27 protein-coding genes are annotated in these 25312 nt (G+C 40.1%); 14 read left to right on the top strand and 13 right to left on the bottom strand.

What is annotated here, in order from left to right; translation table 11 throughout:
* Positions 1 to 5: 5 nt before the first annotated feature.
* The 3 genes from FV185_RS06675 to FV185_RS06685 are packed head-to-tail and all read right to left on the bottom strand — an operon-like array spanning position 6 to position 2102.
* Positions 6 to 575 carry a YggT family protein gene (locus FV185_RS06675; protein WP_067495422.1) on the bottom strand — a complete coding sequence of 190 codons (570 nt, stop codon included), beginning with the start codon at positions 573 to 575 and terminating at the stop codon, positions 6 to 8.
* A gap of 10 nt (positions 576 to 585) precedes the next feature.
* Positions 586 to 1401 (bottom strand): pyrroline-5-carboxylate reductase, encoded by an 816-nt coding sequence (proC, locus tag FV185_RS06680; RefSeq protein WP_067495425.1) that lies wholly within the window; start codon positions 1399 to 1401, stop codon positions 586 to 588.
* Complete coding sequence (locus FV185_RS06685) at positions 1398 to 2102, bottom strand: YggS family pyridoxal phosphate-dependent enzyme (protein ID WP_067495431.1); 705 nt, start codon at positions 2100 to 2102, stop codon at positions 1398 to 1400. The genes proC and FV185_RS06685 overlap by 4 nt, the downstream gene beginning before the upstream one ends.
* 64 nt (positions 2103 to 2166) lie before the next feature.
* Here FV185_RS06685 and FV185_RS06690 point away from each other — a divergent pair, with 64 nt between their 5' ends.
* Genes FV185_RS06690 through ubiB form a run of 4 tightly spaced genes read left to right on the top strand, consistent with a single transcriptional unit; the run spans position 2167 to position 5413 of the window.
* On the top strand, positions 2167 to 2550 hold the full coding sequence (locus FV185_RS06690; protein WP_067495433.1) for a gamma-butyrobetaine hydroxylase-like domain-containing protein: 384 nt from the start codon (positions 2167 to 2169) through the stop codon (positions 2548 to 2550).
* Positions 2550 to 3281 (top strand): bifunctional demethylmenaquinone methyltransferase/2-methoxy-6-polyprenyl-1,4-benzoquinol methylase UbiE, encoded by a 732-nt coding sequence (gene ubiE, locus FV185_RS06695; protein ID WP_067495435.1) that lies wholly within the window; start codon positions 2550 to 2552, stop codon positions 3279 to 3281. Before FV185_RS06690 ends, ubiE begins: the two co-directional genes overlap by 1 nt.
* Positions 3282 to 3887, top strand: coding sequence for a ubiquinone biosynthesis accessory factor UbiJ (locus FV185_RS06700; RefSeq protein ID WP_067495436.1), 606 nt, complete (start codon positions 3282 to 3284; stop codon positions 3885 to 3887).
* Positions 3887 to 5413 (top strand): ubiquinone biosynthesis regulatory protein kinase UbiB, encoded by a 1527-nt coding sequence (gene ubiB, locus FV185_RS06705; RefSeq protein WP_067495438.1) that lies wholly within the window; start codon positions 3887 to 3889, stop codon positions 5411 to 5413. The genes FV185_RS06700 and ubiB overlap by 1 nt, the downstream gene beginning before the upstream one ends.
* 49 nt (positions 5414 to 5462) lie before the next feature.
* Here ubiB and FV185_RS06710 read toward each other — a convergent pair whose 3' ends face one another.
* The 4 genes from FV185_RS06710 to FV185_RS06725 form a co-directional block, all read right to left on the bottom strand.
* A complete protein-coding gene (locus FV185_RS06710; RefSeq protein WP_067495439.1) occupies positions 5463 to 6191 on the bottom strand; it encodes an ABC transporter ATP-binding protein in 729 nt (242 codons plus the stop codon).
* Between the two features lie 17 nt (positions 6192 to 6208).
* On the bottom strand, positions 6209 to 8149 hold the full coding sequence (locus FV185_RS06715) for a branched-chain amino acid ABC transporter ATP-binding protein/permease (protein WP_067495440.1): 1941 nt from the start codon (positions 8147 to 8149) through the stop codon (positions 6209 to 6211).
* A complete protein-coding gene (locus FV185_RS06720) occupies positions 8146 to 9036 on the bottom strand; it encodes a branched-chain amino acid ABC transporter permease (protein ID WP_067495958.1) in 891 nt (296 codons plus the stop codon). The genes FV185_RS06715 and FV185_RS06720 overlap by 4 nt, the downstream gene beginning before the upstream one ends.
* An 82-nt stretch (positions 9037 to 9118) precedes the next feature.
* Positions 9119 to 10309, bottom strand: a complete 1191-nt coding sequence (locus FV185_RS06725) for an ABC transporter substrate-binding protein (RefSeq protein ID WP_067495961.1) — start codon at positions 10307 to 10309, stop codon at positions 9119 to 9121.
* Between the two features lie 147 nt (positions 10310 to 10456).
* Here FV185_RS06725 and FV185_RS06730 point away from each other — a divergent pair, with 147 nt between their 5' ends.
* From FV185_RS06730 to ptsP, 8 genes are all read left to right on the top strand, one after another.
* A complete protein-coding gene (locus FV185_RS06730) occupies positions 10457 to 10978 on the top strand; it encodes a gamma carbonic anhydrase family protein (RefSeq protein ID WP_067495446.1) in 522 nt (173 codons plus the stop codon).
* A gap of 4 nt (positions 10979 to 10982) precedes the next feature.
* A complete protein-coding gene (locus FV185_RS06735; RefSeq protein ID WP_067495448.1) occupies positions 10983 to 11591 on the top strand; it encodes an alpha/beta hydrolase in 609 nt (202 codons plus the stop codon).
* Positions 11592 to 11600: 9 nt separating this feature from the next.
* Complete coding sequence (hemJ, locus tag FV185_RS06740) at positions 11601 to 12023, top strand: protoporphyrinogen oxidase HemJ (protein WP_067495449.1); 423 nt, start codon at positions 11601 to 11603, stop codon at positions 12021 to 12023.
* A 7-nt stretch (positions 12024 to 12030) separates the two neighbouring features.
* Positions 12031 to 13185, top strand: coding sequence for a THUMP domain-containing class I SAM-dependent RNA methyltransferase (locus FV185_RS06745; protein WP_067495451.1), 1155 nt, complete (start codon positions 12031 to 12033; stop codon positions 13183 to 13185).
* A gap of 99 nt (positions 13186 to 13284) precedes the next feature.
* Positions 13285 to 13974 carry a phosphate regulon transcriptional regulator PhoB gene (gene phoB / locus FV185_RS06750; protein ID WP_067495964.1) on the top strand — a complete coding sequence of 230 codons (690 nt, stop codon included), beginning with the start codon at positions 13285 to 13287 and terminating at the stop codon, positions 13972 to 13974.
* Positions 13975 to 14019: 45 nt separating this feature from the next.
* Entirely contained in the window at positions 14020 to 15324 is a 1305-nt protein-coding gene (gene phoR, locus FV185_RS06755; RefSeq protein WP_067495454.1) for a phosphate regulon sensor histidine kinase PhoR, read from the top strand.
* Between the two features lie 18 nt (positions 15325 to 15342).
* The gene (locus tag FV185_RS06760; RefSeq protein ID WP_067495457.1) at positions 15343 to 15612 is read left to right on the top strand and encodes an HPr family phosphocarrier protein; all 270 of its coding nucleotides are present in this window, start codon (positions 15343 to 15345) and stop codon (positions 15610 to 15612) included.
* The gene (gene ptsP / locus FV185_RS06765; RefSeq protein WP_067495460.1) at positions 15613 to 17346 is read left to right on the top strand and encodes a phosphoenolpyruvate--protein phosphotransferase; all 1734 of its coding nucleotides are present in this window, start codon (positions 15613 to 15615) and stop codon (positions 17344 to 17346) included. It abuts the gene before it with no gap.
* On the opposite strand, the gene pyrE is transcribed toward ptsP, so the two are convergent.
* Positions 17343 to 17987, bottom strand: a complete 645-nt coding sequence (pyrE, locus tag FV185_RS06770) for an orotate phosphoribosyltransferase (protein ID WP_067495462.1) — start codon at positions 17985 to 17987, stop codon at positions 17343 to 17345. The two genes, ptsP and pyrE, sit on opposite strands and share 4 nt — an antisense overlap.
* A 41-nt stretch (positions 17988 to 18028) precedes the next feature.
* Between pyrE and FV185_RS06775 the strand changes: the two genes are divergently transcribed.
* Positions 18029 to 19291, top strand: coding sequence for an AmpG family muropeptide MFS transporter (locus FV185_RS06775; RefSeq protein WP_067495465.1), 1263 nt, complete (start codon positions 18029 to 18031; stop codon positions 19289 to 19291).
* On the opposite strand, the gene metW is transcribed toward FV185_RS06775, so the two are convergent.
* The 5 genes from metW to gatC are packed head-to-tail and all read right to left on the bottom strand — an operon-like array spanning position 19250 to position 24166.
* Complete coding sequence (gene metW / locus FV185_RS06780) at positions 19250 to 19834, bottom strand: methionine biosynthesis protein MetW (protein WP_067495468.1); 585 nt, start codon at positions 19832 to 19834, stop codon at positions 19250 to 19252. The two genes, FV185_RS06775 and metW, sit on opposite strands and share 42 nt — an antisense overlap.
* Positions 19831 to 20961, bottom strand: coding sequence for a homoserine O-succinyltransferase MetX (gene metX / locus FV185_RS06785; RefSeq protein WP_067495471.1), 1131 nt, complete (start codon positions 20959 to 20961; stop codon positions 19831 to 19833). The genes metW and metX overlap by 4 nt, the downstream gene beginning before the upstream one ends.
* The gene (gatB, locus tag FV185_RS06790; RefSeq protein WP_067495474.1) at positions 20962 to 22395 is read right to left on the bottom strand and encodes an Asp-tRNA(Asn)/Glu-tRNA(Gln) amidotransferase subunit GatB; all 1434 of its coding nucleotides are present in this window, start codon (positions 22393 to 22395) and stop codon (positions 20962 to 20964) included.
* 10 nt (positions 22396 to 22405) lie between these two features.
* On the bottom strand, positions 22406 to 23875 hold the full coding sequence (gatA, locus tag FV185_RS06795; RefSeq protein WP_197457813.1) for an Asp-tRNA(Asn)/Glu-tRNA(Gln) amidotransferase subunit GatA: 1470 nt from the start codon (positions 23873 to 23875) through the stop codon (positions 22406 to 22408).
* Positions 23876 to 23878: 3 nt separating this feature from the next.
* On the bottom strand, positions 23879 to 24166 hold the full coding sequence (gatC, locus tag FV185_RS06800) for an Asp-tRNA(Asn)/Glu-tRNA(Gln) amidotransferase subunit GatC (protein ID WP_067495476.1): 288 nt from the start codon (positions 24164 to 24166) through the stop codon (positions 23879 to 23881).
* Positions 24167 to 24250: 84 nt separating this feature from the next.
* Here gatC and FV185_RS06805 point away from each other — a divergent pair, with 84 nt between their 5' ends.
* Positions 24251 to 25294 carry a rod shape-determining protein gene (locus tag FV185_RS06805; RefSeq protein ID WP_067495478.1) on the top strand — a complete coding sequence of 348 codons (1044 nt, stop codon included), beginning with the start codon at positions 24251 to 24253 and terminating at the stop codon, positions 25292 to 25294.
* Positions 25295 to 25312 lie beyond the last annotated feature (18 nt).

Here is a 25312-nt window from a genome sequence, read left to right on the forward strand (position 1 = left end):
GAATTTTAAAGTAGTTGTTCAACCAGCATCTCCAACGCACCAATTAAAATAGTAATAGTAAGTTGGTAAATGACCATTAACACTACGGGTGACAAATCCAATTGCCCGATTGGCGGAAGAATTTTTCTGACTGGTCCTAAAAACGGATAAGTCAGTGATCGTGCTAAAGGCATGAGTTCATTTGCAGGACTAATCCAACTTAAAATGGCATACACAAATACACTACTCATTAAGATGTATATCATTTGTTTTAATACAGCAATCATTGCCATGAATATCACAAAAGGAAGAGCGTAAACAAACTGAGTAAAGTGTATCTGCCCAAAAGCTGCCATATTCAATAAAACCAGAAGAATATCTAACAGGTATGCCCATAATAAGGTCGCATAGTCAAATTTAGCCGATTTGGGTAAGATCTTTTTAAGCGGACTAACCGCAAACTCAGTGAGCTTATAACACCATTGTCCAATTGGATGGCGCCAAGGAGCAGAAAAATAAATCATTAAAAAGCGCAGTACTGCCATGATAGTTAGCAATGTAAGCGCAATCTCAATAATGGTTTCCAGTGAACGCATAATGATCCTTTTATTGTTGGCTTAGGATATGACCTAATTCCTGTGCTTTGTCTCGTGCTGCAAAGAGTGCTTTTTTTAGTAATTCTCCCGCGTGCTCTGCTTGTAATACATTTAAAGCAGCTTCCGTGGTCCCACCTTTTGAGGTCACTTTTTGCCTTAACGTAGAGAGATTATCCTGTGACCTGTGCGCTAACTGTGTACTTCCTAATGCAGTTTGCAATACTAGTTTTTTTGCTACATCCTCAGACAAGCCTAACGCCACTGCAATTTTTTCCATCTCTTCCATCATCCAGAAGAAGTAAGCTGGTCCACTTCCAGATACAGCTGTGACAGCATCGAGATCCGCCTCCTTGTCTACCCATATGACAGAACCCACTGCGGTAAGTAGTGACTGAGCATGCAATCGATCCTCTTCACTTACCTGTGGTAGCGCATAGAGACCTGAAATCCCCTCTTGAATAAGTGCTGGGGTATTTGGCATAGCACGGACTATATTGGTATGCCCACCTAACCATTGTGATAAAGCTTTTGTGGTAATACCAGCAGCAATACTCACTACTCGTAGCTCTGGATATAAGCCTGTTATGCCACGGGCTACCTCAGCCAGTTGTTGAGGTTTAACAGCTAACACCACCGTAGTGACTTGTTCTAAAGATAAATGTTCTACTGAGGGGATAACAGTTAAAGAGTAATCTTGTTGAAGTGTGGTAGCTACCCCTTGATCAATTTCAACGACAACAATGTCTTCCACAGATTGGCCATGGTTAATTAAGCCGCCAATTAACGCTCTGGCCATATTGCCACCACCAATGAAAGCGATAGTCATTTATTTTTCTCCCGAACACCAAATATGCCTGTTCCAATTCTAACCAATGTTGCCCCCTCTTCTATAGCCACTAAGTAATCATGGGTCATACCCATAGAAAGCGTATCTACGGTAGGGTAAAGGTATTGTAGTTGATCAAACCAATTTTTCATTTTTTTAAATTGGACTCTTAGCTCTGTCTCATTTAGGGTTGGATCTGGAATGGTCATTAATCCTCTCAAAACCAGTCCTCCACACTGACTGATTACTTTTGCAAGACCCAGTATGTCACCTTCTGCCACTCCAGATTTAGACTCTTCATGACTTATATTAACCTGTATACATACTGACAGGGGAGTTTTACCACTGGTTATTCTCGCTTCGGACAAACGTGTGGCTATTTTTTCTCGATCAACACTCTCAACCCAATCAAAGTGTTGAGCGATAAGCTGAGTTTTATTACTTTGTATGGGACCAATAAAATGCCATACAATCTCTAAATCACTTAAATGAATTTGCTTTGTCAGTGCTTCTTGTAAGTAATTCTCACCGTAATGCCTAATACCTGCCTGATAAGCCATTCTAATCGCTTCACTGGTTTGCGTTTTACTCACAGCAACCAAAGTGACCTCTTGGGATGAAGGTAATGATTCTATAGCCTTTGAAATAGCCTCTATCCGTTGAGGAATTGTTGGCTGTAGAATAGTAGATTGTGTACTCATAATTTATTACTAAAGCATGTTGTTAGTATATGATAATGTTAATTTTTAATTAGGATGGTTTGTCATGGCAGGATTAACTCCAGAAACCCCCTGGCCTACTGATATTATCCTTCATCAAGAGAGCCGACAACTAGAAATCAAGTTTGACGACAATACGCAATACTTGTTTCCAATTGAATACTTAAGGGTCTATTCTCCATCTGCTGAAGTGATTGGTCACGGACCTGGTCAGGAAGTTCTTCAAACTGGTAAAAGAATGGTCAATATCCATGAAATAGATCCAGTGGGACACTACGCAATTAAGATACGTTTTTCAGATGGCCATGATACAGGTATTTATTCATGGGATTATTTGAAACGTTTAGGTATTTATTATGAAGAAAATTGGGCTGATTACCTAAACCGTCTAGAGGCAGCCGGAGCCAGTCGCGATCAAGAGGTTCATTAATGAATAAAACTCATTTTGGTTTCACTGAGGTTGATGAAAGTGAAAAAGCAAAACGTGTTGGTGCAGTATTCGACTCAGTCGCCTCGTCCTATGACATTATGAATGACATGATGTCTATGGGACTCCATCGTATTTGGAAACGTTTCACCATTCATACCGCAGCCATTCAATCTAATGAACGAATTTTAGATATTGCTTCAGGTAGCGGTGATTTGGCGCTTGGATTCGCAAAAAAACTCGGGCCTCAAGGTCAAATCATCATGTCTGACATCAATGGATCAATGTTAGAGCGTGGTCGTAATCGTGTTTTAGATCAAGGTGTAGCTATTCCCGCGGTACAATGTGACGCTGAGGCGCTACCTTTCCCTAATAATTACTTTGATTGTGTCAGTGTTGCTTTTGGTTTACGTAATATGACGCATAAAGATAAAGCACTCAAAGAAATGACGCGTATCCTAAAACCAGGCGGTAGATTATTAGTGCTAGAGTTTTCTGCTATTTGGGCACCGTTAAAACCACTATATGACCTGTATTCCTTTAAGCTACTGCCTAAAATGGGTGAGCTGATTGCTAAGGACGCTGCAAGTTATCAATACTTGGCAGAATCCATCAGAATGCACCCAGATCAGCTAACACTAAAAAACATGATGGAAGAGGCAGGGCTGTTTTCTGTCAAATGGTTTAACTTAACGGCTGGGGTAGTAGCACTTCATCGCGGATATAAAATATAAATGATTGACTCTATCCTTCCTCAGTCTATTAGAGAAAAATTGATTACTCTCACTAATCATCAATTTACTCGACTCATATCAAGCAATGCTTGGGTTTTGGATAGGTTAAAACCCCATCACAACAAACATATTCAATTGATTATTGGTCCTCAGTATTTTTACCTACTCATTAATGACAATGGGTTACCTCAGTTTATTGAAAAAAGTGAGGGAGATCCAGATTTAATGATTTCTATTGATAGCTCCTCTTTACCCGAAATTATCAAGAGCCCGGATAACGTACTTCATTACATTCATATGCAAGGCAATACTGCTTTAGCTAATGACTTGGGGTTTGTAGCAAAGAATTTTAGACCTGATCTTGAAGAAATACTGAGTCACTTTGTAGGGAATATTTTAGCTTATCGTGCAGCTCAATTTACTAAACATACTTTTTCTTATGGTCAATCTGTATTTAACTTAATTAAGAATAGTATTAGTGAGTACATGACAGAGGAAAAACAATTGTTGTTGTCACGCGCTGAATTTAATGATTGGCGTGAAGCACTACAGGATCTCACTTTACAACTAACCAAGATTGAAACCCAACTGCGTAATAAAACATAATGCGACTACTTAGAATTTTTAAAATACTATCTGTTTTTATCCGCTATGGACTAGATGAGTTTCTCTTTTCTACTAATAATTTTTCTTATACAAAACGTATTAGTAAAGGTCTTCTTTTTTGGCGCCCTATTACTACCCCACGTGGTAATCGTTTACGCTTGGCACTTGAAACACTGGGTCCTATATTCGTTAAGTTCGGTCAGGCTCTCTCCACACGTCGAGACTTACTACCACCTGATATCGCTGATGAATTAGCTCTACTACAAGACAGAGTAGCGCCATTCCCAGGTCTATTGGCAAAGAAAATGCTTGAGGATATTTATCAACGTCCGTTAGATAAAGTCTTCAAAACCTTTACTATCGAACCCGTGGCTAGCGCTTCTGTGGCTCAAGTCCATTTTGCTACGTTACATACAGGCGAAGAAGTTGCTGTTAAATTACTAAGACCCAATGTTCATCAAATGATTGCTCGTGATGTAGCACTTCTGTTCAGCATTGCGCATCTCATTGAACGATTCATTCCTACATCACGCCGATTACATCCAGTGGAAGTAATACAAGAATTTGAAAAGCACTTAAAAGATGAGCTGGATTTAATGGTTGAAGCCTCTAATGCCAGTCAATTACGTCGAAATTTTGCCGATCGAAGACTTCTTATCATTCCAGAAGTGTACTGGGACTATTGCGACAACTCTGTCATGGTTATGGAACGTATGAACGGTACCCCAATTAGCCAAGTAGATAAATTAAGAGCGTTGGGCGTTGATATCCCTAAACTTGCTCGTGATGGGGTTGAGATTTTTTTTACGCAAGTCTTCAGAGATGGATTCTTTCATGCTGATATGCATCCTGGCAATATCCAAGTAGCTGATGATGGACGCTATGTTGGTTTGGATTTTGGTATTGTAGGCACATTAAATAAAACAGATAAAAATTATCTAGCACAAAATTTCATTGCTTTTTTCAGACGTGATTATGCCCGTGTAGCTCAAGCGCATATTGAAGCTGGATGGGTTCCTAAAGACACCCGTCCTGATGAATTTGAGTCTGCTATCCGCTCAGTCTGCGAACCTATTTTTGATAAGCCTTTAAAAGATATATCCTTTGGCAAGGTACTACTGAGATTATTCCAAGTATCAAGACGATTTAATATGGAAGTCCAACCACAGTTAGTGTTACTACAAAAAACACTGCTTAATGTAGAGGGTTTAGGACGTGATTTAGACCCTGAATTAGATTTATGGAAGACAGCCAAACCCTTTTTAGAAAAATGGATGAGTGAGCAAATTGGGGTGCGTGGTTTAATTAAAGCAATTAAAAATGAAGGTGGGCAGTGGGTTAGTCTTGTACCAGAATTACCACGTTTAATTCATCAAAAACTAAATCAAGACAGTGATACTCTCAAACTCAATCAAGATATTGAGATAATCAAAGCGCAAAATAGTAGTTTACAAAAATGGTTAATGTTAACTTTATTTTTGTTGGGCTTAGTCTTAGGAAGTGAGATAGCTCAGTGGCTTTCATAAAAAAAGCCCCGCATTAACGGGGCTTTTCTGTTTAATCATATTCAATTAATTAATGACCACCACCCAAATACGCTGCAACAACTTTAGGATCATTTTGTAGGTCTTTAGCAGGGCCATGAACAGCAATCTTACCGTTCTCCATAACGTACCCATAATCTGCAACAGCTAACGCTGCTGCTGCAAATTGCTCCACCAACAACATTGTAATGCCTTGCTCTTTTAATCTATTAATAATATGAAAAACTTCATCGACTAAAATGGGTGCCAACCCAAGAGAAGGTTCATCTAATAACAATACTTCAGGATTAAGCATTAAGGCACGTGCCATAGCAAGCATTTGCTGTTCACCACCTGACAAAGTACCTGCTAGCTGGTGCTGTCTCTCACGAAGACGTGGAAACAAATCCAGTGCGCGATCAAGATCACTTGAAATATCTCCCTTTGGTCTTCCTCCACCCATTGATAAACGAGTGAAAGCACCTAATAACAGATTATCCATGATTGACTGCGTCGGAAAAACTTTTCTGCCTTCTGGCGAATGAGCTAGGCCTAACTTCGCAATTCTATGAGAAGGGAGTCCTGCTATATTTTTACCGCTTAATACAACTTGTCCTGCAGCGGGCTTAATCATGCCGCTGATAGCGCGCATGGTTGTAGTTTTACCTGCACCGTTTGAACCGATCAGTGTTACAACTTTACCTTTAGGAACAGTTAAAGAAATATCATGTAAAACTTGTACCTGTCCGTATGATGCTTTTAGATTACGTACTTCTAGCATAATTACATTCTCTCTATTTAACTGGCCTGACTACCCAAATATGCTTCAATCACTTTAGGATTGCTTTGCACTTCCTGTGGCTTACCTTCAGCAATTTTCTGACCAAAATCAAGTACTGACACGTTATCACAGATACCCATTACCACATCCATATGATGCTCAATCAGAATGACCGTAATACCGTGCTCTTTAATCTTACGAATAATATCGATTAAATCAGTAATTTCAGGCGGAGTAAGACCTGCTGCTGGTTCATCTAACAGCAATAAGGCAGGATTTAATCCCAATGCTCTTCCAATCTCAAGTAATCTTTGGCGGCCATAAGGAAGATTACGTGCCTCTTCATTAATGAATGACTCTAAGCCAACAAACTTTAAAATACTCGCTGCACGCTCTCTAGCTTTCTGCTCTTCTCTCTTATAACGAGGGGTTTGGAGTAACACGTCAAGTAAGTTTGAGCGGTAGGTGTGATGTAGACCCACCATGACGTTCTCAAGGGCGGTCATCTCACCAAACAATTGTAGGTTTTGGAATGTACGAGCGATACCTTTTAGAGCAATATCAGCAGGTTTATTGCCGGAGATGACTTTTTCATCAAAAGACACGGTTCCTGAAGTGGGTGTATAAATACCTGTTAAGACGTTCATCATCGTCGATTTACCTGAACCATTAGGTCCGATAAGTCCATGAATCGTCCCTTTATAAACAGTCAAGTCAACTTCATTCAAGGCTTTCAAGCCACCAAATTGCATAAGAATTTTTTTAGCCGACAATAAATCATCTGACGCTAAAGTTTTACCTTCAACAGCATCGGCTAGTTCTTTATTTGGATCAATCTTAATGAGTGAACGAGCAACCCATTCTGGTTTGAAGTGCCCAATGACACTTCTTACCCAACCTACAATACCATTCTGTAAGTAATAAACCACAAATAAGATTAAGCAACCAAATATAGTAATACGCCAATTAGTCATATCCTCTAAACGATAGGCACTGGTAACCAGTACGCTGACAGCCACCACCGGGATAATCAGTGGTTTAATGGTTCTCTGCCCAGAAATGAAATGGCGCAGAACAAAAATAATGACACCAGCTACTGCAGCTAATGATAAGTCTCTAAATAAGCCGATGTCATCCAATAAGTTAGGTAGTAAAACAACAATCGTTGCTCCGACAATGGGGCCTAGACGTGTTTTTCTGCCACCCATAATAATGGCGAGTAAGAATAAAATAGTTAAATCAAAATTGAACGTATTGGGAGCGATATAAAGTTCATTAAAGGTAAACAAACTTCCTGCAAAACCAGCAATCCCTGCACTAATTACAAAGGCAAATACTTTGTATTTGTAAACACTCACACCCATACAATCGGATGCGACAGGGCTACCTCTTAAGGCCTCAAAAGCACGGCCGTAATGAGATTTCAGAATACGACCCACCAACAACATAGCCAATAAAAGAACAGTGATTACAACATAGTAGTAACCTTGTTCATTCAAGCTTTTACCAAATAAAACTGGCTGTTGAATAGTAATACCAAGAGGACCATTAGTTAAAAAGTCCATTTCATTAATTAAAATTTGCGCGATGGTCCCAAAAGCCAAGGTAACCATTGCCAGATAAGGGCCCGTAACACGTAGTGCCGGTAAAGCTAACAGAAGACCAAAGGCTGCGGTAACGAAAATACTGGCGATATCACCAATATAGAAAGGCACGCCATAACGCCAGCTTAAAATACCAGTGGTATAGGCACCTATACCAAACAGACCAGCATGCGCTAAGGAAACCTCACCGGTGTAACCGACTACAATGTCCAAGCCAAACAATAGCACTGCATAAATAGCAATTAGAGCCATTTGATGAACATAGTATTCATTGTCGCCCAATAGTGTGGGGATGAGAAATAAAACACCAATAGCTATAAGAGAAATAAGAACTTTAAATAACTTCATATTTATACCTTCTTAATGGCTGTCTTACCAAATAGACCACTGGGTTTAATTGCAAGAACAAGTAAAAGTAAAACCAAACCCGGAACATCTTTGTAACCGGTTGAAAGATAAAAACCTGTTGTGGTTTCTGCTATACCAAGCATAATGCCACCAACAATAATTCCCATACCAGAATTCAATCCGCCGATGATAGCCACGGCAAACGCTTTTAAACCGAGGACAGCGCCCATTGAAGCACCGGTTAATGTAATAGGGGCTATGAGTACGCCAGCAAAAGCAGCTGACATGGAAGACAGAGCATAAGAGAAAGTAATGACCATGCGAGTATTAATACCCATTAAACCAGCAGCATCACGATCACTCGCTGTAGCAACTACGGCCTTACCATAAATTGTTTTTCTATTAAATAACTCAACTAATATCATCATTAATAGTGCGCCAACATCCACCATCAACTCCATTGGTAGAACACTTGCGCCAAAGATGTGTAAAGGAGTTGAAGAAATTGGTGAAGGGAAAGGCATATCATCCTTACCCCAAATATTCTCTGCAACGTTTCTAAAAATAATACCTAAAGCAATGGTGGACATAATCCAACCGAATTCTGATTTAGTCTTAATAGCAGGTCGAACGCCAACGGCCTCAACCACCATTCCTTGGAGTGCACCAAAAATCAACACAGCAGGAATCATCAACCAGTAATTAAGATAAGGACCGCCCATGACATCACCTGCAAGCGTCAAACCAAACATGGCACCTAACATTAACGCCTCTCCCTGACCAAAGTTCAATGTTCCGGAGGTTGCGAATGTTGATTGATAACCGAAGGCAACTACAGCGTAAATCATGCCTAGAGCCACACCACTTAGTATTAATTGCAGTAATATTTCCATGAGAAATCCCAATTGATAGTCATTCTGAAAACTTAAATGGTGTTTCGCTGAGTAGCGAAACACCATTAAGCTCTAGGTCAAATTAATGACCTTTTTTGTCATTTTCGTACGCGTATACAACAAAACCATCTTTAACTTCACCCATCACTGTATCTTTCACGTCAATAGCTTCGTGATTGGTACTGGTAAAAGGATGATCATAGGTGGTTACCACACCATTAACTTTAGTATTTAAGTTTTCTAAAGCTTGTTGGATTTTAGAGCTATCGGCAGACCCTGCCTGTTTAATTGCTGCAGCAAGAACATACATTGAATCATATCCTTGAGCTGCGGAAACAGGAGATGGGATACGATCGTGGGCTGGGTGGTAGGCTTTAATGTATGCGTTAATAAACTCTTTACGTTTTGGAGTGTTTGGCTCCTGAATAAAGGTTTGTGGCATACGAGCACCTTCACCATTCTTACCTGCATTATCAATGTAGTTAGCCATCGACAATGTCCAGCTACCGATCATTGGCACTTTCCAACCTAATTTCGCCATACCATTAGCAATTTGAGCTAATTCTGGACCAATACCGTAGGTTAGGATTGCTTGCGCGCCAGCTTCTTTGGCTCTTAACAATTGCGCGGTCATATCTGTGTCTTTAATATTAAACTTCTCTTCAGCAACGGGCTTCATGCCTTTTGCAGCCAACGCTTTTTCTAAATCTTGACGTCCTAACTGACCATAATTGGTAGAGTCTGCAAGAATAGCAACTTTGGTGAATTTACGTTTTACAACAGCTTCATCAACAATCATATGAGATTGGATTTTGTCACTAGCTGCAATTCTAAAAATATAATTTTTAGGGTACTTAGGTGGCAAAAACTGTTGCGTAATAATACTGCCTGTTGCTACGTTATCGATAACAGGAATTTTTGCTTGTTGGTAGAAACGCTGTGATGCTAAGGCAACACCTGTATTAATAAATCCGAGAGTAGCAACGACATGCTCACGATTAATCAAGTCTTGTGTAACTTGAACGCCACGCTCATTTTTAGCTTCATCATCGCGCTCAATGAGTTCGATTTTACGACCTAAAATACCGCCTGCTTTATTGATTTCATCCGCAGCCAACTTAACACCATCACGCATTGAAATACCCATAGGTGAGGATCCGCCACTTAACGGGCCAGAAACACCAATTTTAATAGTATCTGCAGCTTGAGCTGACAAGGTTAATGCTACTAATGAAGCACCAATAACTGGTTTAATCCAGCGTGGTTTAATCATATGCATGTTAAACTCCTCTTATACGTTTTAAGTAATAATTAACAAATCATGAATAAACAATTGTTCATGATTGCCCAACATTCTAACACGGGCTCAACAACCCGCAAACTAATCTTTAATATCGTAAACCGGCTAAGGACAGTTCTTATGATTTTTAAATTGGACAATAAAACTCCTAACATTCACCCCAAGTCATATGTTCACGAAAGTGCCGTTGTTATTGGCTCTGTCACTCTAGCTGAACAATCAAGCGTTTGGTGCAACGCAACATTACGCGCGGATAATGAGCCGATAACCATAGGTAGTAGGACAAATATTCAAGACGGTGCTGTCCTGCATACCGATCCTGGTATGCCAATTGTTATTGAAGATGGAGTAAGTGTTGGGCACTTGGCTATGCTGCATGGCTGTCATATTGGGAAAAATTCATTAATCGGTATTAAAGCAGTGATATTAAATGGCGCAAAAATTGGGCAAAACTGCTTAATTGGTGCAAACGCACTTATCACTGAGGGAAAAATCATTCCTGACGGGTCTCTTGTTATTGGCAGCCCTGGAAAAGTAATTCGTATGCTAACGCCAGAAGAAATTGATGCGTTAAGTAAAAACGCAGAAAGTTATGTTAATCGGTCTTTACATTACCAAACAGAGTTAACACGGATAGAATAATTTCATGCCACAAAAAGAATTATTTTTATTTGAAGTTCCACATGGCGCACTGGAAACGCTGGTCGAACTACCTGATACAGATAACCCGGTAGCTCTTGCATTTATTGCTCACCCCCATCCTCTGCATGGTGGGACAATGTACAATAAAGTCACCCAAACTCTTGCAACCACTTTTTTAAGGCATGGATGCATTAGTATCAGAATGAACTTTCGTGGAGTGGGAAACAGTACCGGAACATTTGATGATGGTCAGGGAGAAACCACTGATTGGCTCGCACTTATTCATTATTTTAAACAGCGCTACCCTAATCTTCCTATATACTACGCTGGGTTTTCTTTTGGTGCTTTTGTTATGAGTCAGGTTAATTTAATTGAAGCTTGCCAAAAAATGGTATTGGTTGGTACACCATGCGGAAACTTTCCGGTAACCAAAGTGCCAGATGAAACGTTACTGATTCACGGCGAGCTCGATGAGACTATTCCTTTATCCGCAGTCATGGATTGGGCCAGAGAGCATCAACTAGCGGTTGTGGTTGTGGCTGGAGCGGATCATTTTTTCCATCACCGATTAACGGTAATCCGTGATTGGGTGTCACAATGTTTTTTTTCTTAGAGGATTGATATGTCTTTTTTAACACTTAAATCAATACATGTCATTTTAATGGTTACCTGGTTTGCTGGTTTGTTTTATTTACCACGTTTATACGTTTATCATGCCATGCTTGATAACGATCCAAAAGGTGACGAACGCTTTAAAATCATGGAAAGAAAACTATTTTGGGGCATTATGACTCCTGGTGGAATCCTTACCATCGCCACCGGATTAACCATGGTGTTTGTCTACCATGATATAGGTGTTTGGTTACATATCAAGCTTACATTGGTAGCACTACTTATTTTTTACCACATCTGGTGTGGAAAATTATTAAATGATTTTAAATACAACCGTAATCAACGTAGTCATGTATGGTACAGATGGTTTAACGAATTTCCCGTCGTAATTTTAATTCCCATAGTTTTCTTAGTTATCTATAAACCATTCTAAATTTCACATGACACTTTTTTCCTTTTACGCTACCTGCCCCAAAGGTCTTGAAGCACCTTTAGAAGAAGAGTTAATTTCTCTAGGCTTTAAAGATACCGTAATTGGCGATGCTGGCGTTTGGTTTACTGGTACTTTCACTGACGGCATGAAAGCCAACCTTTATTCACGCATAGCAAGTCGGATACTTTTACTAATCAAAAAAAGCACTTACGCGAATGAGCGAGATTTATATGAAAGCGCTTATTCTTTTGCATGGTCTGATTGGTTTGATGTTAACCATACATTTATGGTCACAACTAACGCAAAAAACTGTCCTTTGCGTAGTATTGATTTTGTCACTCTGCGCGTAAAAGACGCTATTTGTGACCACTTTCGTGAACTCCACGAACATCGTCCATCTATAGACACGAGAGATCCCGATGTACGCATTTATGTCTACCTGACAGATCGAGATTATTTTTACTATATTGATCTAAGTGGAGAGGCATTATTTAAACGTGGGCCAAGAGTTGAAAGTGGCGACACTCCACTGAAGAAGAATTTAGTAGCAGGATTATTAGCATTAAGTGGTTGGCAGCCAGAGATACCGTTAGTTGATATGTTTTGTGGCTCTGGCACTATTCTCATTGAAGCTGCAGAAATCACTCTTAAGCGAGCGCCTGGGCTTCATCGATCTTTTGGTTTTGAAAAGTTAAAATTATTTGATGCCTCAGCTTGGCAAAAAATAATTAAAGAAGCGCAATCTCTAGCTGAAAAGCAAAGACCTTTGCCCATATGGGGCTATGACTTAAAAGGTGATGCTATTCAATCAAGTCTAGCTAATTTCAAAGCAGCCGATCTTGATGAGGCTATTTCTTTAAAACAAGTTAATGCTATTGAATCAACCCCCCCCACTGACAAAGGAATGATTGTTTCCAATCCTCCCTATGGTGTCAGGTTAAGTGACTTATCGTTTCTGCAAGAGCTCTATCCACAGCTTGGTGAAACTCTAAAAAAACGTTATGCCAATTGGGACAGCTGGTTTTTAACAGCAGATCTTACTTTTCCTAAAGGGTTACGCCTAAAACCTACTCGTAAAGTTCCTTTATTCAACGGTGCACTTGAATGTCGTTTTTTTCATATTCCTTTAGTCTCTGGATCAAATAGAAAAAAAGACGCATAATGAAGGCAATGTAACAATATCGTCATATAAAATAGGTATAAAGTTGTCATGGAAATGACAACTTTATCATCTCAAAACACTCATCAAACGGAGACCAGTTTGGCCGCAAATATTTTGCTTGTTGAAGATGAGCCTGCTATTCAAGATTTAATAGCTATGAATTTAAGACAAGCAGGTCACATACCCTTAACCTCCTCCGATGCGGGTGAAGCGCTTGAGAAAGTCCGTGAAACTCTACCTGATTTAATCCTTGTTGATTGGATGCTGCCGGGTATGAGTGGTATTGAGCTAATTAAACGAATAAGAAATAACGAAAGAACACGCAATATTCCTATAATTATGCTCACAGCCAGAGCAGAAGAAAACGACAAATTATCAGGGCTAGACTCTGGTGCTGATGATTACATCACCAAACCCTTTTCTATTCGCGAATTAAACGCTCGAATCAAAGCAGTACTTCGCCGCCGCGCACCACAAATGACTGAAGATAAAGTGGTGTTTAAAACGCTTACTCTTGATCCAGGTACATATCGTGTCAGCGCAAATGGTATTGATTTAAATTTAGGGCCCACTGAATTTAAACTACTACATTTCTTTATGACTCACCCTGAACGTGTCTATTCAAGAACACAAATTCTTGATCAAGTTTGGGGAGACCATGTGTTTATCGAAGAGAGAACTGTTGATGTGCATATCCGCCGTCTGAGAGCTGCATTAGAACCCTCTGGTACAGCAGATTTATTACAAACAGTTCGTGGCGCAGGATATCGTTTAACAGCTATCGCTTGAATTCAAATTGTCTGATAATCTCACTATATTAATTTAAGTGAGACTATGATTTCCTTTTTTACCTATACATTAAGTGGCATATTTCTTGGCGCTGTTATCGGGCTTATCGTAGGGATTTCTTTTGACCTAACGTGGGGGTTACTAACCTTCTCGGGTATATTACTGTTATTTATTTTTTATGACACATGGAAACTATACCTATTAAATAAATGGTTAAAATCCTATGGCAACCATGTCTCTTTCCCTTTTTCTGGTAAAGCATGGGATCAAGTGTTCTCACAATTAGCCGTTTTAGAAAAAAACGCTAATACCATCCAAAACAATTTAAAAGATGCCTTGATTCGTTTTCAAAATGCAGGTAAAGCCCTACCTAACGGTATTATTGTTTTAGATAATGATGATCGTATCCAGTGGTGTAACCCTAGCGCTGAAAAACATTTCAATATTCATTTGATTCACGATCAAAATCAATCCATCTCATACTTAATTAGGCACTCAGCCTTTTTACAGTGGATAAAAAAAAGAACACCTGATGAGCCTATTTTAATTCGTGGTATTCGTGGTAGCGAGATTACTCTATCAATAATTATTGTGCCCTACAGTAATAATGAACGTTTATTAGTGAGCCATGATGTATCGCAAGTTGAGAAAGATGAAAAAATAAGACGTGATTTTGTTGCCAATGTATCCCATGAATTAAGAACCCCTTTAACTGTGGCAGGGGGATTTATTGAAACTCTCATTGATAACCCTAATCTCGACAAAGCAACCGTAGATCATATTTATCAAACCATCTTCCAACAAACCACTAGGATGCATCATCTGGTAGAAGAACTACTGTCTTTATCTAGCTTAGAATCACAACAGTTCCCAGCGCCCAAACAACCAATCCCAATCCAAGGTCTAATAGATCAAATCAAACAAATGGCTGAGCATATTAGTGATGGAAAACACACCATTGAAACCAGTGTGATGACGCAATGTGATATCTTAGGCTCTCATAATGAATTAATCAGCGCTTTTGGTAATCTTGTTTCAAATGCGGTTCGCTACACCCCCGATCAAGGTAAAATCACTATCTCTTGGAATATTATCGATAATAAAGGATACTTCTCTGTTAAGGACTCAGGGATTGGTATTGAAAAAGAGCATATCAGTCGGTTAACGGAACGGTTTTATCGTGTAGACAAGGTTCGCTCCAGAAATACTGGAGGGACAGGTTTAGGGCTTGCTATAGTAAAACAAATTGCTCTCCATCACGAAGCCGTTCTCGAAATAGACAGTACGCTTGATATAGGAAGTACGTTTACCCTGGTTTTTCCACAAGAGAGAATTCAACAATATAATTAAGCTATTGGAATCACCAATATGATTAACCGTGAAATAGAAATCATTAATAAATTAGGTCTCCACGCCAGAGCTTCAGCTAAACTAACCCAAACTGCCTCACAATTTACTGCAGACATTGGTATTACACGTAATAATAAACGCGTTAATGCAAAAAGTATTATGGGCGTCATGATGTTAGCTGCAAGTCGTGGTAGCACTGTTATACTTGACTGTAATGGTGCTGACGAAGAGCAAGCTATGGACGCACTAATACAACTAATAAATAATAAATTCGATGAGGAAGAATAAATGAGTTATACCGTCCACGGGATTGCTGTTGCTAATGGCATCGCCATCGGACGGGCTCATTTGTTTTCTCATACTTCTATCGAAGTTACGCATTACGCCATTAAAGAAGAACAAATAGAACAAGAAATCAAGCGTTTTAAAGATGCTATTGCAGAAGCAAGAAGTGAGTTAGAAACCTTAGAGTCCAATATTCCGGATAACGCACCAACTGAATTCTCTGCTTTTCTGCAACTTCATCTAATGATACTTAATGATGGTACGTTAAGTAACGAACCAATTAGTTTAATTCGCCAGCAACAATGTAACGCCGAATGGGCATTACGATTGCAGATGGATCAATTAATTGAACAGTTTCAACTCATTGAAGATACCTATTTACGCGAAAGACAGGCTGATGTTGTTCAGGTTGTGGAGCGCATTCTCAAAGCACTGTTAGGTAAAAAATCACCTGCTATGCCAAGTTGGGATAATGATGAAGAAGTCATATTGGTTGCCCATGATCTTGGCCCAGCAGATATGATGATTTTTAAAGACCAGGCGTTTCATGCTTTTATTACGGATATGGGAGGCGCTACCTCTCATACTGCTATTCTTGCTAGGAGTCTTAGCATTCCCTCAGTTGTTGCTCTTCACCATGCATGGCAAATCATCAAAGAAGGTGAGCTTTTAATCATTGACGGTACGTATGGGGTAGTGATTGTTAATCCTGACGAGACCATATTAAATGAATATCGCATTAAACAAGAACAGTGGATAGAGCAAAAGAAAAAACTAAAAAAACTTCGCTCTACTCCAGCAAAAACCATTGATGGAAAAGATATTTTACTTTTAGCTAATATTGAGTCACCTCAAGACATGGATACAGTTCGTAAAAGTGGCGCTTTGGGTGTTGGCTTATATCGAACAGAATTTTTATTTATGAATCGCGCTCATCCTCCTGGTGAAGAAGAGCAATTTAGAGCTTATAGAAAAGTAGTTGAGTCTGTAAAAGGTCAGCCTGTTATTATCAGAACTCTTGATATTGGTGCTGATAAACCTATTGAAAGTCTATCAACAGGACATACTCTCAATCCTGCTCTAGGATTACGCGCGGTACGATATTGTTTGTCAGAACCTCATCTGTTTAAAATTCAATTGCGCGCAATTTTAAGAGCGTCACAATTTGGTGATGTCCATTGTTTGATCCCTATGATCTCGAGTAACCATGAGATAAATCAAACCATATCAATTATTAATCAAGCAAAAAAAGAACTATCCGATGAAGGTATCGCTTACAATAATTTAATGCCTATGGGTGCCATGATTGAAGTCCCGGCTGCCGCAATAGCGTTACCACTTCTTTTAGATCAATTAGACTTTATTTCAATTGGTACCAATGATTTAATCCAATACACACTTGCTATTGATCGCTCAGATGATACTGTGGCACATCTTTACAACCCACTACATCCAGCCATTTTATCTCTGATTGCCAATACCATTTCTTACGCACAAAGCGCTAATAAACCCGTTGCAGTTTGTGGAGAAATGGCTGGTGACGCACTACTCACTCGTCTCTTGTTGGGCATGGGATTAACGGAATTTTCTATGCATCCCGCCCATATTCCTGAAGTAAAACAAATTATATTGAATACCGATATTGAAAAAACAAAAAAAATAACTAAAAAAATCTTAAAGACGTTTGATACACAAAAAATCAATCAGCTTATTAATGAGCTCAATAAAAGCACTTAACTTTTGACTCCGTACTGTTGCCTATAGGCAAGCGTTTTCTCTGCAAAATTCGCTAATTGAGCATCTTCTTTTAAATAGGCTAATAAATCATCTAAATTAGCAATGCTCATAACAGGGATCCCTAAGGTCTCTTTAACCTCTTGCGCTGCAGATAACAGGCCTAACCCACGCTCCATTCTATCAAGTGCTGTTACGACGCCAACTGGTGTTGCGCCTGCTTTATTAATCATGTCGTAGGATTCACGAACAGATGTCCCAGCAGAAATCACATCATCAACAATCAATACCCGACCCTTTACCGGGGCACCAACCAAATGCCCTCCCTCACCATGGTCCTTTGCTTCTTTTCGGTTATAACTAAAGGGTACCTCTCGGCCCTCTTTGGCAAATGATATTGCAATGGCTGCAGCCAAGGAAATCCCTTTATAGGCTGGGCCAAACAACAAGTCAAATTCAATACCCGAGTCGTTAATGGCTTTGACATAGAAATCAGCTAAGCGCGAAAGAGCTGTTCCTGTATAAAACAATCCGGCATTAAAAAAATATGGCGACTGACGACCCGCCTTCGTTGTAAACTCACCGAAACGCAATACCTTTTGCTCAACGGCAAAAGCAATAAAATCAGTATGAAAATTAGTCATTACATTACTCTCTTAACAATTGTGACAGGATATCACACAGCATGAGCTGGTTAGGTACGAAGCCATTATCCTTACAACGACAATTACTTATTTTGTCGATGGGATTTGCCTCAGGGTTACCCTTGGCTTTAACAGGAACAACGCTACAGGCATGGCTTGTGAGTAGCGGCATCAACATTAAAACAGTTGGGCTATTTGCTGCAATTGGCATACCTTACACGTGGAAATTTCTGTGGTCACCATTTATGGATAAATATTATATTCCAAAAATTGGTAGACGTAAGACGTGGTTACTACTCACTCAAGTATCTCTGTTATTTAGCATTAACTGGCTAAGCACTCTATCGCCTACAACAGACATCAGCCAATTCAGTATGGTTGCTTTATGCATCGCTTTTTTTTCAGCATCTCAAGATATTGTTATTGATGCTTACAGAACAGACATACTAACAGCGCCAGAAAGAGGGATGGGCTCTGCCATGGCTGTATTAGGCTATCGCTTAGCCATGCTACTTTCTGGTGCTGGGGGATTAATGTTAGCCTCCTTATACGGCTTTCATACTACCTATCAAGTCATGTCTATTATCATGGTATTGATAATTTGCATTTCTTTACTCTCTCCTGAACCTATTACAAGCCAACCCAAACAAAATAATTATTCTTTTATTACACCTATTACGGAGTTTATTAAACGGCCTTATGCTAGTTATTTTTTGTTGTTAGTTGTTATCTACAAACTCAGTGATGCACTAGCAGGATCACTAACAACTGCTTTTTTAATTCAAGGCGTTCATTTCTCATTAATTGAAGTGGGTACAGTTAACAAAGGGGTAGGGCTAGCAGCAACATTATTGGGTGCTTTTATTGGAGGTGCTCTTATGACTCGTATTAATCTCTATCGGTCGTTATTCTATTTTGGCGTATTACAAGCATTAGCTACATTGTCTTTTGCCCTACTCGCCCATCAAGGCCATCACGCAGGTCTTATGATTATTAGCGTTTTTTTAGAAAACTTTACTTCCGGAATGGGAACCGCTGCCCTAAGTGCGCTGTTAATGTCTTTATGTCATCACGAGTTTAGCGCGACGCAATTTGCCTTATTAAGTGCACTGACTGCTATTGGCAGAGTCTATCTTGCTCCTGTTGCAGGAATCATTGTTGCTAATACGGGATGGGTAAATTTCTTCTTAATCTCAACTATTGCAGCATTACCGGGATTGATGATTATCTGGTTTATTAGACAACAATTGATACGTTTATCTTCAAGCAGTTTTAGTGACTCGATACATAGCAAGACTACCTAGCAGATTGGGAGCAACACGCACAGTTTTTCCTTCAGTAATAACGTGACGTTCAATAACCTGTATATGTAATCGCTCACACAAACGTTCAAAATCATTTAGAGTACACAAATGAATATTAGGTGTATTGTGCCATTCATAGGGCATATCCTCTGATTTTGGCATATAACCAGTTAATACTTGCCAACGATTTTTCCAGTAACCAAAATTAGGAAAGGTGACAATACCCTCACGCCCAACACGTAACATATCATTCAATAAAAACTCTGTTTTACGCATAGCTTGAAGTGTTTGCGACAAAATAACCGTATCAAAAGACTGCTCTGCAAAACCCAGTAAACCACTTTCAAGATCTCGTTGAATAACATTAACGCCATTTGCAATAGCACTCACTACTCGATCCACTTCAATTTCAACACCGTATCCTGAAACATGATATTTATCTTGCAGGTATTTCATCAATTGACCATCACCACAGCCTAGGTCAAGAACTCGAGATCCTTGCTTAATCCATTGGCCAATAACTTGATGATCAAAACGTATCACAGTGTATCCTTCGCGATATTATTCATATAGGCTTTTACAACAGAGAAATAATCATTGTTGTCCATTAAAAAAGAATCATGGCCTTGTGATGATTCTATTTCAGCATAACTGACTGACAACTGATTTTTCATTAACGCTTCTACAATCTCCTCTGAGCGAGAGGGAGAAAAACGCCAATCACTGGTAAATGACACGATCAAGAATCGACAACGTGCGACAGATAGAGCAACATCAAGGCGATTATCTGTTCTTTGTGCGGGGTCAAAATAATCTAATGCTTTGGTCATGATCAAATAGGTATTTGCATCAAAACGATCGGCAAATTTATCACCCTGGTAGCGCAAGTAAGACTCTATCTCAAACTCTACATCCAATGAAAACTTTGGTGTACTGGTAATCAAGTCACGACCAAATTTTTCCATCATGGCATCATCACTTAAATAAGTGATATGACCTAACATCCTAGCTAAGCGTAAGCCACGATGAGGAACCACTTGGTGTTGGTAAAAGTCACCACCATAAAAATGAGGGTCTGTGGTGATCGCTTGTCGTGCGACTTCATTAAAACCAATGTTTTGTGCAGACAATTTTGGCGCTGAAGCAATCACTAATGCATGCTTTAGGCGTTCAGGAAAAGAGATGGACCACTGTAGTGCTTGCATACCACCAAGACTTCCTCCCATCACTGCGGCAAAACACTTAATACCTAGATAGTCAGCCAAACGTGATTGAGAAAGTACCCAATCATCCACAGTAACAAAAGGAAAGTCAGCTCCATAGGGCTGATGAGTCGCAGGATTAATACTTGAAGGCCCTGTCGAACCATGACAACCACCCAAGTTATTCACCCCAATCACGAAAAAACGATTGGTATCAATGGGCTTTCCTGGACCCACCATATTGTCCCACCATCCTATTGTTTTAGGATCGTCGTTATAGATGCCTGCAACATGATGATTACCTGACAACGCATGACAAATTAACACAGCATTAGATTTATCTTGATTCAATTCACCATAGGTTTCATACACCAACTCATACTCAGGCAATACGATGCCTGACGATAAAGCCAATGGCTCTACAAAACGTTTTGTTTGTGGTTGTACATTCCCTAAAGATAAATTCATTTATCCTGCCAATTTTGTCTTGAGCACATCATTTAACTGTGCAGGATTAAGTTTACCACCAGATGCCTTCATGGCTTTACCAACAAAGAAGCCAAGTACTTTATCTTTACCAGCTCGATACTCAGCCACTTGATCAGGATGCTGACTCATTAATTCATCGACGATTTTTTCAATGGCCCCACTATCTGAAACCTGTTTTAACCCTCGGGAATCGATCAACTGATCGACCTCACCACCTTCTTGCCATAGAATATCAAATACTGTTTTTGCAATCTTCCCAGAAATGGTTCCATCTTCTATTCGGATAATCAATTGAGTCAGTTTATCTGGTGAGATTGGGCACTTGTCTATGGTGAGCTGTGCTCGGTTAAGTGACGCCAGTAACTCTCCAGCAACCCAATTGGCACATTGTTTGGGTGAAGCTTTAGTGTTACTTGTCATAGCGATAAAATAATCAGCCAATCCCCTATCACTGGTAATCAGATTCGCATCGTACTCAGTAAGACCATAATTACTGATGAAACGCTCTTTCAGTACGTGGGGAAGTGGCGGCATGCCCTCTTTTACGCTATTCACCCAGGACTCTTCAATCACTACAGGCAATAAATCAGGGTCTGGAAAATAACGGTAATCCATCGCATCTTCTTTACTGCGCATCGATCGCGTTTCGTCCCGATCAGGATCATAAAGACGCGTTTCTTGAGTAATCACACCACCACTTTCTAATACATCGATTTGTCTTTCAATTTCAAATTCAATTGCTCTCTCCAAGAAACGAAATGAATTTAGGTTTTTAATTTCACAACGCGTACCAAATGTATCGCTGCCAAGCGGTCTGACAGAGACATTCGCATCACAGCGAAAAGATCCTTCTTGCATATTACCGTCACACACACCAATCCAAGTCACAATCTGATGTAACGCTTTGGCATAAGCAACGGCTTCTCCGGCGCTACGCATATCTGGCTCAGATACAATTTCTAACAATGGGGTACCAGCACGGTTTAAATCTATGCCTGTGGCACCTGGGATGTCTTCGTGTAAAGACTTACCTGCATCCTCTTCGAGATGCGCTCTGGTGAGGCGTACTTGATAAGCTTTATTATCAAGCATAAAGGAAATCACTCCCCCTTTCACCACTGGCTCTTCATACTGACTAATCTGATAGCCCTTGGGTAAGTCAGGGTAAAAATAATTTTTACGAGCAAAAATAGAACGTGGGTTAATTTCAGCATCCACTGCCAAACCAAAACGTATTGCATACTCCACGGCTTGTTTATTTAATACTGGTAACACACCAGGCAGAGCAATATCAATGGCTGATGCTTGGGTATTGGGTTCAGCGCCAAACGCTGTCGACGCACCAGAGAATATTTTTGAGTGAGTGGCGAGTTGTGCGTGTGTTTCAAGTCCGATGACTACTTCCCATTGCATGAATTTACTCCTAATTTCCAGCTATGCCAGCAGGAAGATGTTGATGCCAATCAGTGTGCAATTGATACTGATGTGCTGCATTTAGTAAGTTGGCTTCAGAAAAATGAGGTCCTATCAGTTGTAGCCCAACTGGTAAATGCTCTTTACCAAAACCAACAGGAATGGATAGGCCAGGCAGTCCCGCCAAATTAACACTGATAGTAAAAATATCTGATAAATACATACTAACAGGATCGCTGGTTTTTTCATTAAAACCAAAGGCCACAGTCGGCGTGGAAGGCCCTAAGATAACATCACATTGCTCAAAGGCGCGTAAATAATCTTGCAGGATCAATCGTCTTACTCGCTGAGCCTGTAAATAGTAGGCATCATAGTAGCCGCGTGACAACACATACGTCCCTGTTAAAATTCGTCGTTTTACCTCAGCACCAAATCCTTCTGCACGCGTTTTTTCATAGAGCTCAATTAAATCACGATACTCTTTTGTTCTATGTCCGTAACGCACCCCGTCAAAACGTGACAAATTACTCGATGCCTCAGCCGGAGCTAATACGTAATACACAGGCACTGACAAGGAAGTATTAGGTAAACTCAAAGGCACTCGAACCGCACCTAATTTTTCTAATTCTTGTATAGCCAATTCTACTGCTTGCGCAACATCACTATCTAAACCTTCACTGAAAAACTCCTGCGGCACACCAATTCTTAATCCTTCAATAGATTGATTAAGTTGCAAGCTAAAGTCTTCTTTCTCTCTGTTAACTGAAGTGGAGTCACGTTCATCATGTCCTGCCATGATGTTTAAGCCATATGCAATATCCTCCGCACTTGGCGCCATGAGCCCACCCTGATCAAGACTTGAAGCGTAAGCAATCATTCCGTAACGTGACACGTAACCGTAAGTGGGCTTAAGCCCAGTAATTCCGCACAACGCAGCAGGCTGACGAATAGAGCCACCGGTATCAGTGGCTGTGGCTATAGGAGCCAATCTCGCTGCAACAGCAGCAGCCGACCCCCCAGAACTACCTCCAGGGACCTTGGTTAAATTCCAAGGGTTTTTTACTAAACCAAAGTAGGATGTCTCATTACTTGAGCCCATGGCAAACTCATCCATATTGGTTTTACCTAAGGTGATCGCTCCACTTTTATTAAATTCTTCAATAATATGAGCATCATAGGGTGCCACAAAGTTAGCCAACATTTTTGAACCACAGGTTGTTAACCAACCTTTAGCGCAAAAAATATCTTTATGTGCTATCGGCACTCCCATTAATGGATTTCTTTGCCCTTGAGCGATTAACTGATCCACTTGTTTAGCCTGAACCAGGGTTTTATCCCTATCCACAGTCACAAAGGCATTTAATTGAGGATTTAATTGCTCAATACGATCCAAATACAATCCCGCTAACTCAACAGAAGAAATACTCTTTGAATCAATAAGTTGCTTAATTTTTTTGACGCTAAGTGAGGAAATATCCATGACTTATTCAATGACCTTTGGAACAATATATAAACCCTTTTCTACTTCAGGGGCGACGGCTTGATACATATCGCGCAGATTAGGTTCAGTTACACGATCCTCTCGCAGAGGTTGGCTTAGCGCCAAAGAATGAGAGAGTGGCTCAATACCAGCGGTATCAACTGCCTGTAGCGTATCAATTAATTGAAAGACTTTAGCCAACTGATCTCTCAATAGAGTTAACTCAGTGTCTTCAATATGAATTCTTGCTAATTTAGCAAGATGCTTTATTTCTTGGTCTGTTAAACTCACAATTTTCTCTTTCCTTTACTTTAAAGCAGTGCCTGATTCAGGTATCATGTAAGGCTAAAAAGTATATCTTTAAGGGCAGTGTTTATGTTCGAATTTTTACGTGGATATTTTTCCAACGATTTAGCTATTGATTTGGGTACAGCTAACACCCTTATCTATTCCAGAGGCAAAGGTATCGTTCTTAACGAACCTTCCGTTGTTGCTATTCGCCAAGATGGCGAAACCCAAGGCAAAAAAGTTATTCAAGCTGTTGGTCTAGCAGCTAAAGCCATGCTAGGACGCACCCCTGGTAATATCACTGCCATCCGGCCCATGAAGGATGGTGTGATTGCTGATTTTACCATTACCGAGCAGATGCTGAAATATTTCATTAAACAAGTTCACGAATCAAGATTGTTGTCACCGAGTCCACGGATTATTATTTGCGTGCCTTGTGGTTCAACTCAAGTCGAAAGACGAGCTATTAGAGAATCAGCCCTTGGTGCTGGCGCAAGACAAGTCTATTTAATTGAAGAACCGGTAGCAGCAGCGATTGGTGCTAATTTACCTGTTGCTGAAGCCACAGGATCAATGGTGGTTGATATTGGTGGTGGAACCACTGAAGTTGGAGTTCTATCCTTAGGGGGATTGGTATTCTCCTCATCAGTTAGAACAGGTGGTGATAAGTTTGACGAAGCCATTATTAACTACATCCGTCGTAATTACGGTATGCTCATTGGTGAAACCACTGCAGAGCAAATCAAGAAAAATATTGGTTCCGCATTCCCCGGCTCTGAAGTAAAAGAAATGGAAGTGAAAGGGCGTAACCTCGCAGAAGGAGTACCAAGAACCTTTACTATTTCCAGTAACGAAGTATTGGAAGCGCTCACTGACCCATTAAACTCGATCATTAGTACCATTCATTTTGTTTTAGAACAAACTCCGCCAGAGCTTGGGGCGGATATTGCCGACCGTGGCATGGTATTAACTGGTGGTGGCGCATTACTGCGTGACCTTGATCGTTTACTCAGCGAAGAAACAGGTCTACCTGTTTGGGTTGCTGAAGATCCTCTCACTTGCGTAGTTCGTGGATGTGGTCGTGCTTTAGAAGAAATCGATCGTTTGGGTATGGTTTTTACCACTGACTAATTTTTAGCATGGGAGTAC

This window comes from Ferrovum sp. PN-J185, from assembly GCF_001581925.1.
Lineage (GTDB): Bacteria > Pseudomonadota > Gammaproteobacteria > Burkholderiales > Ferrovaceae > PN-J185.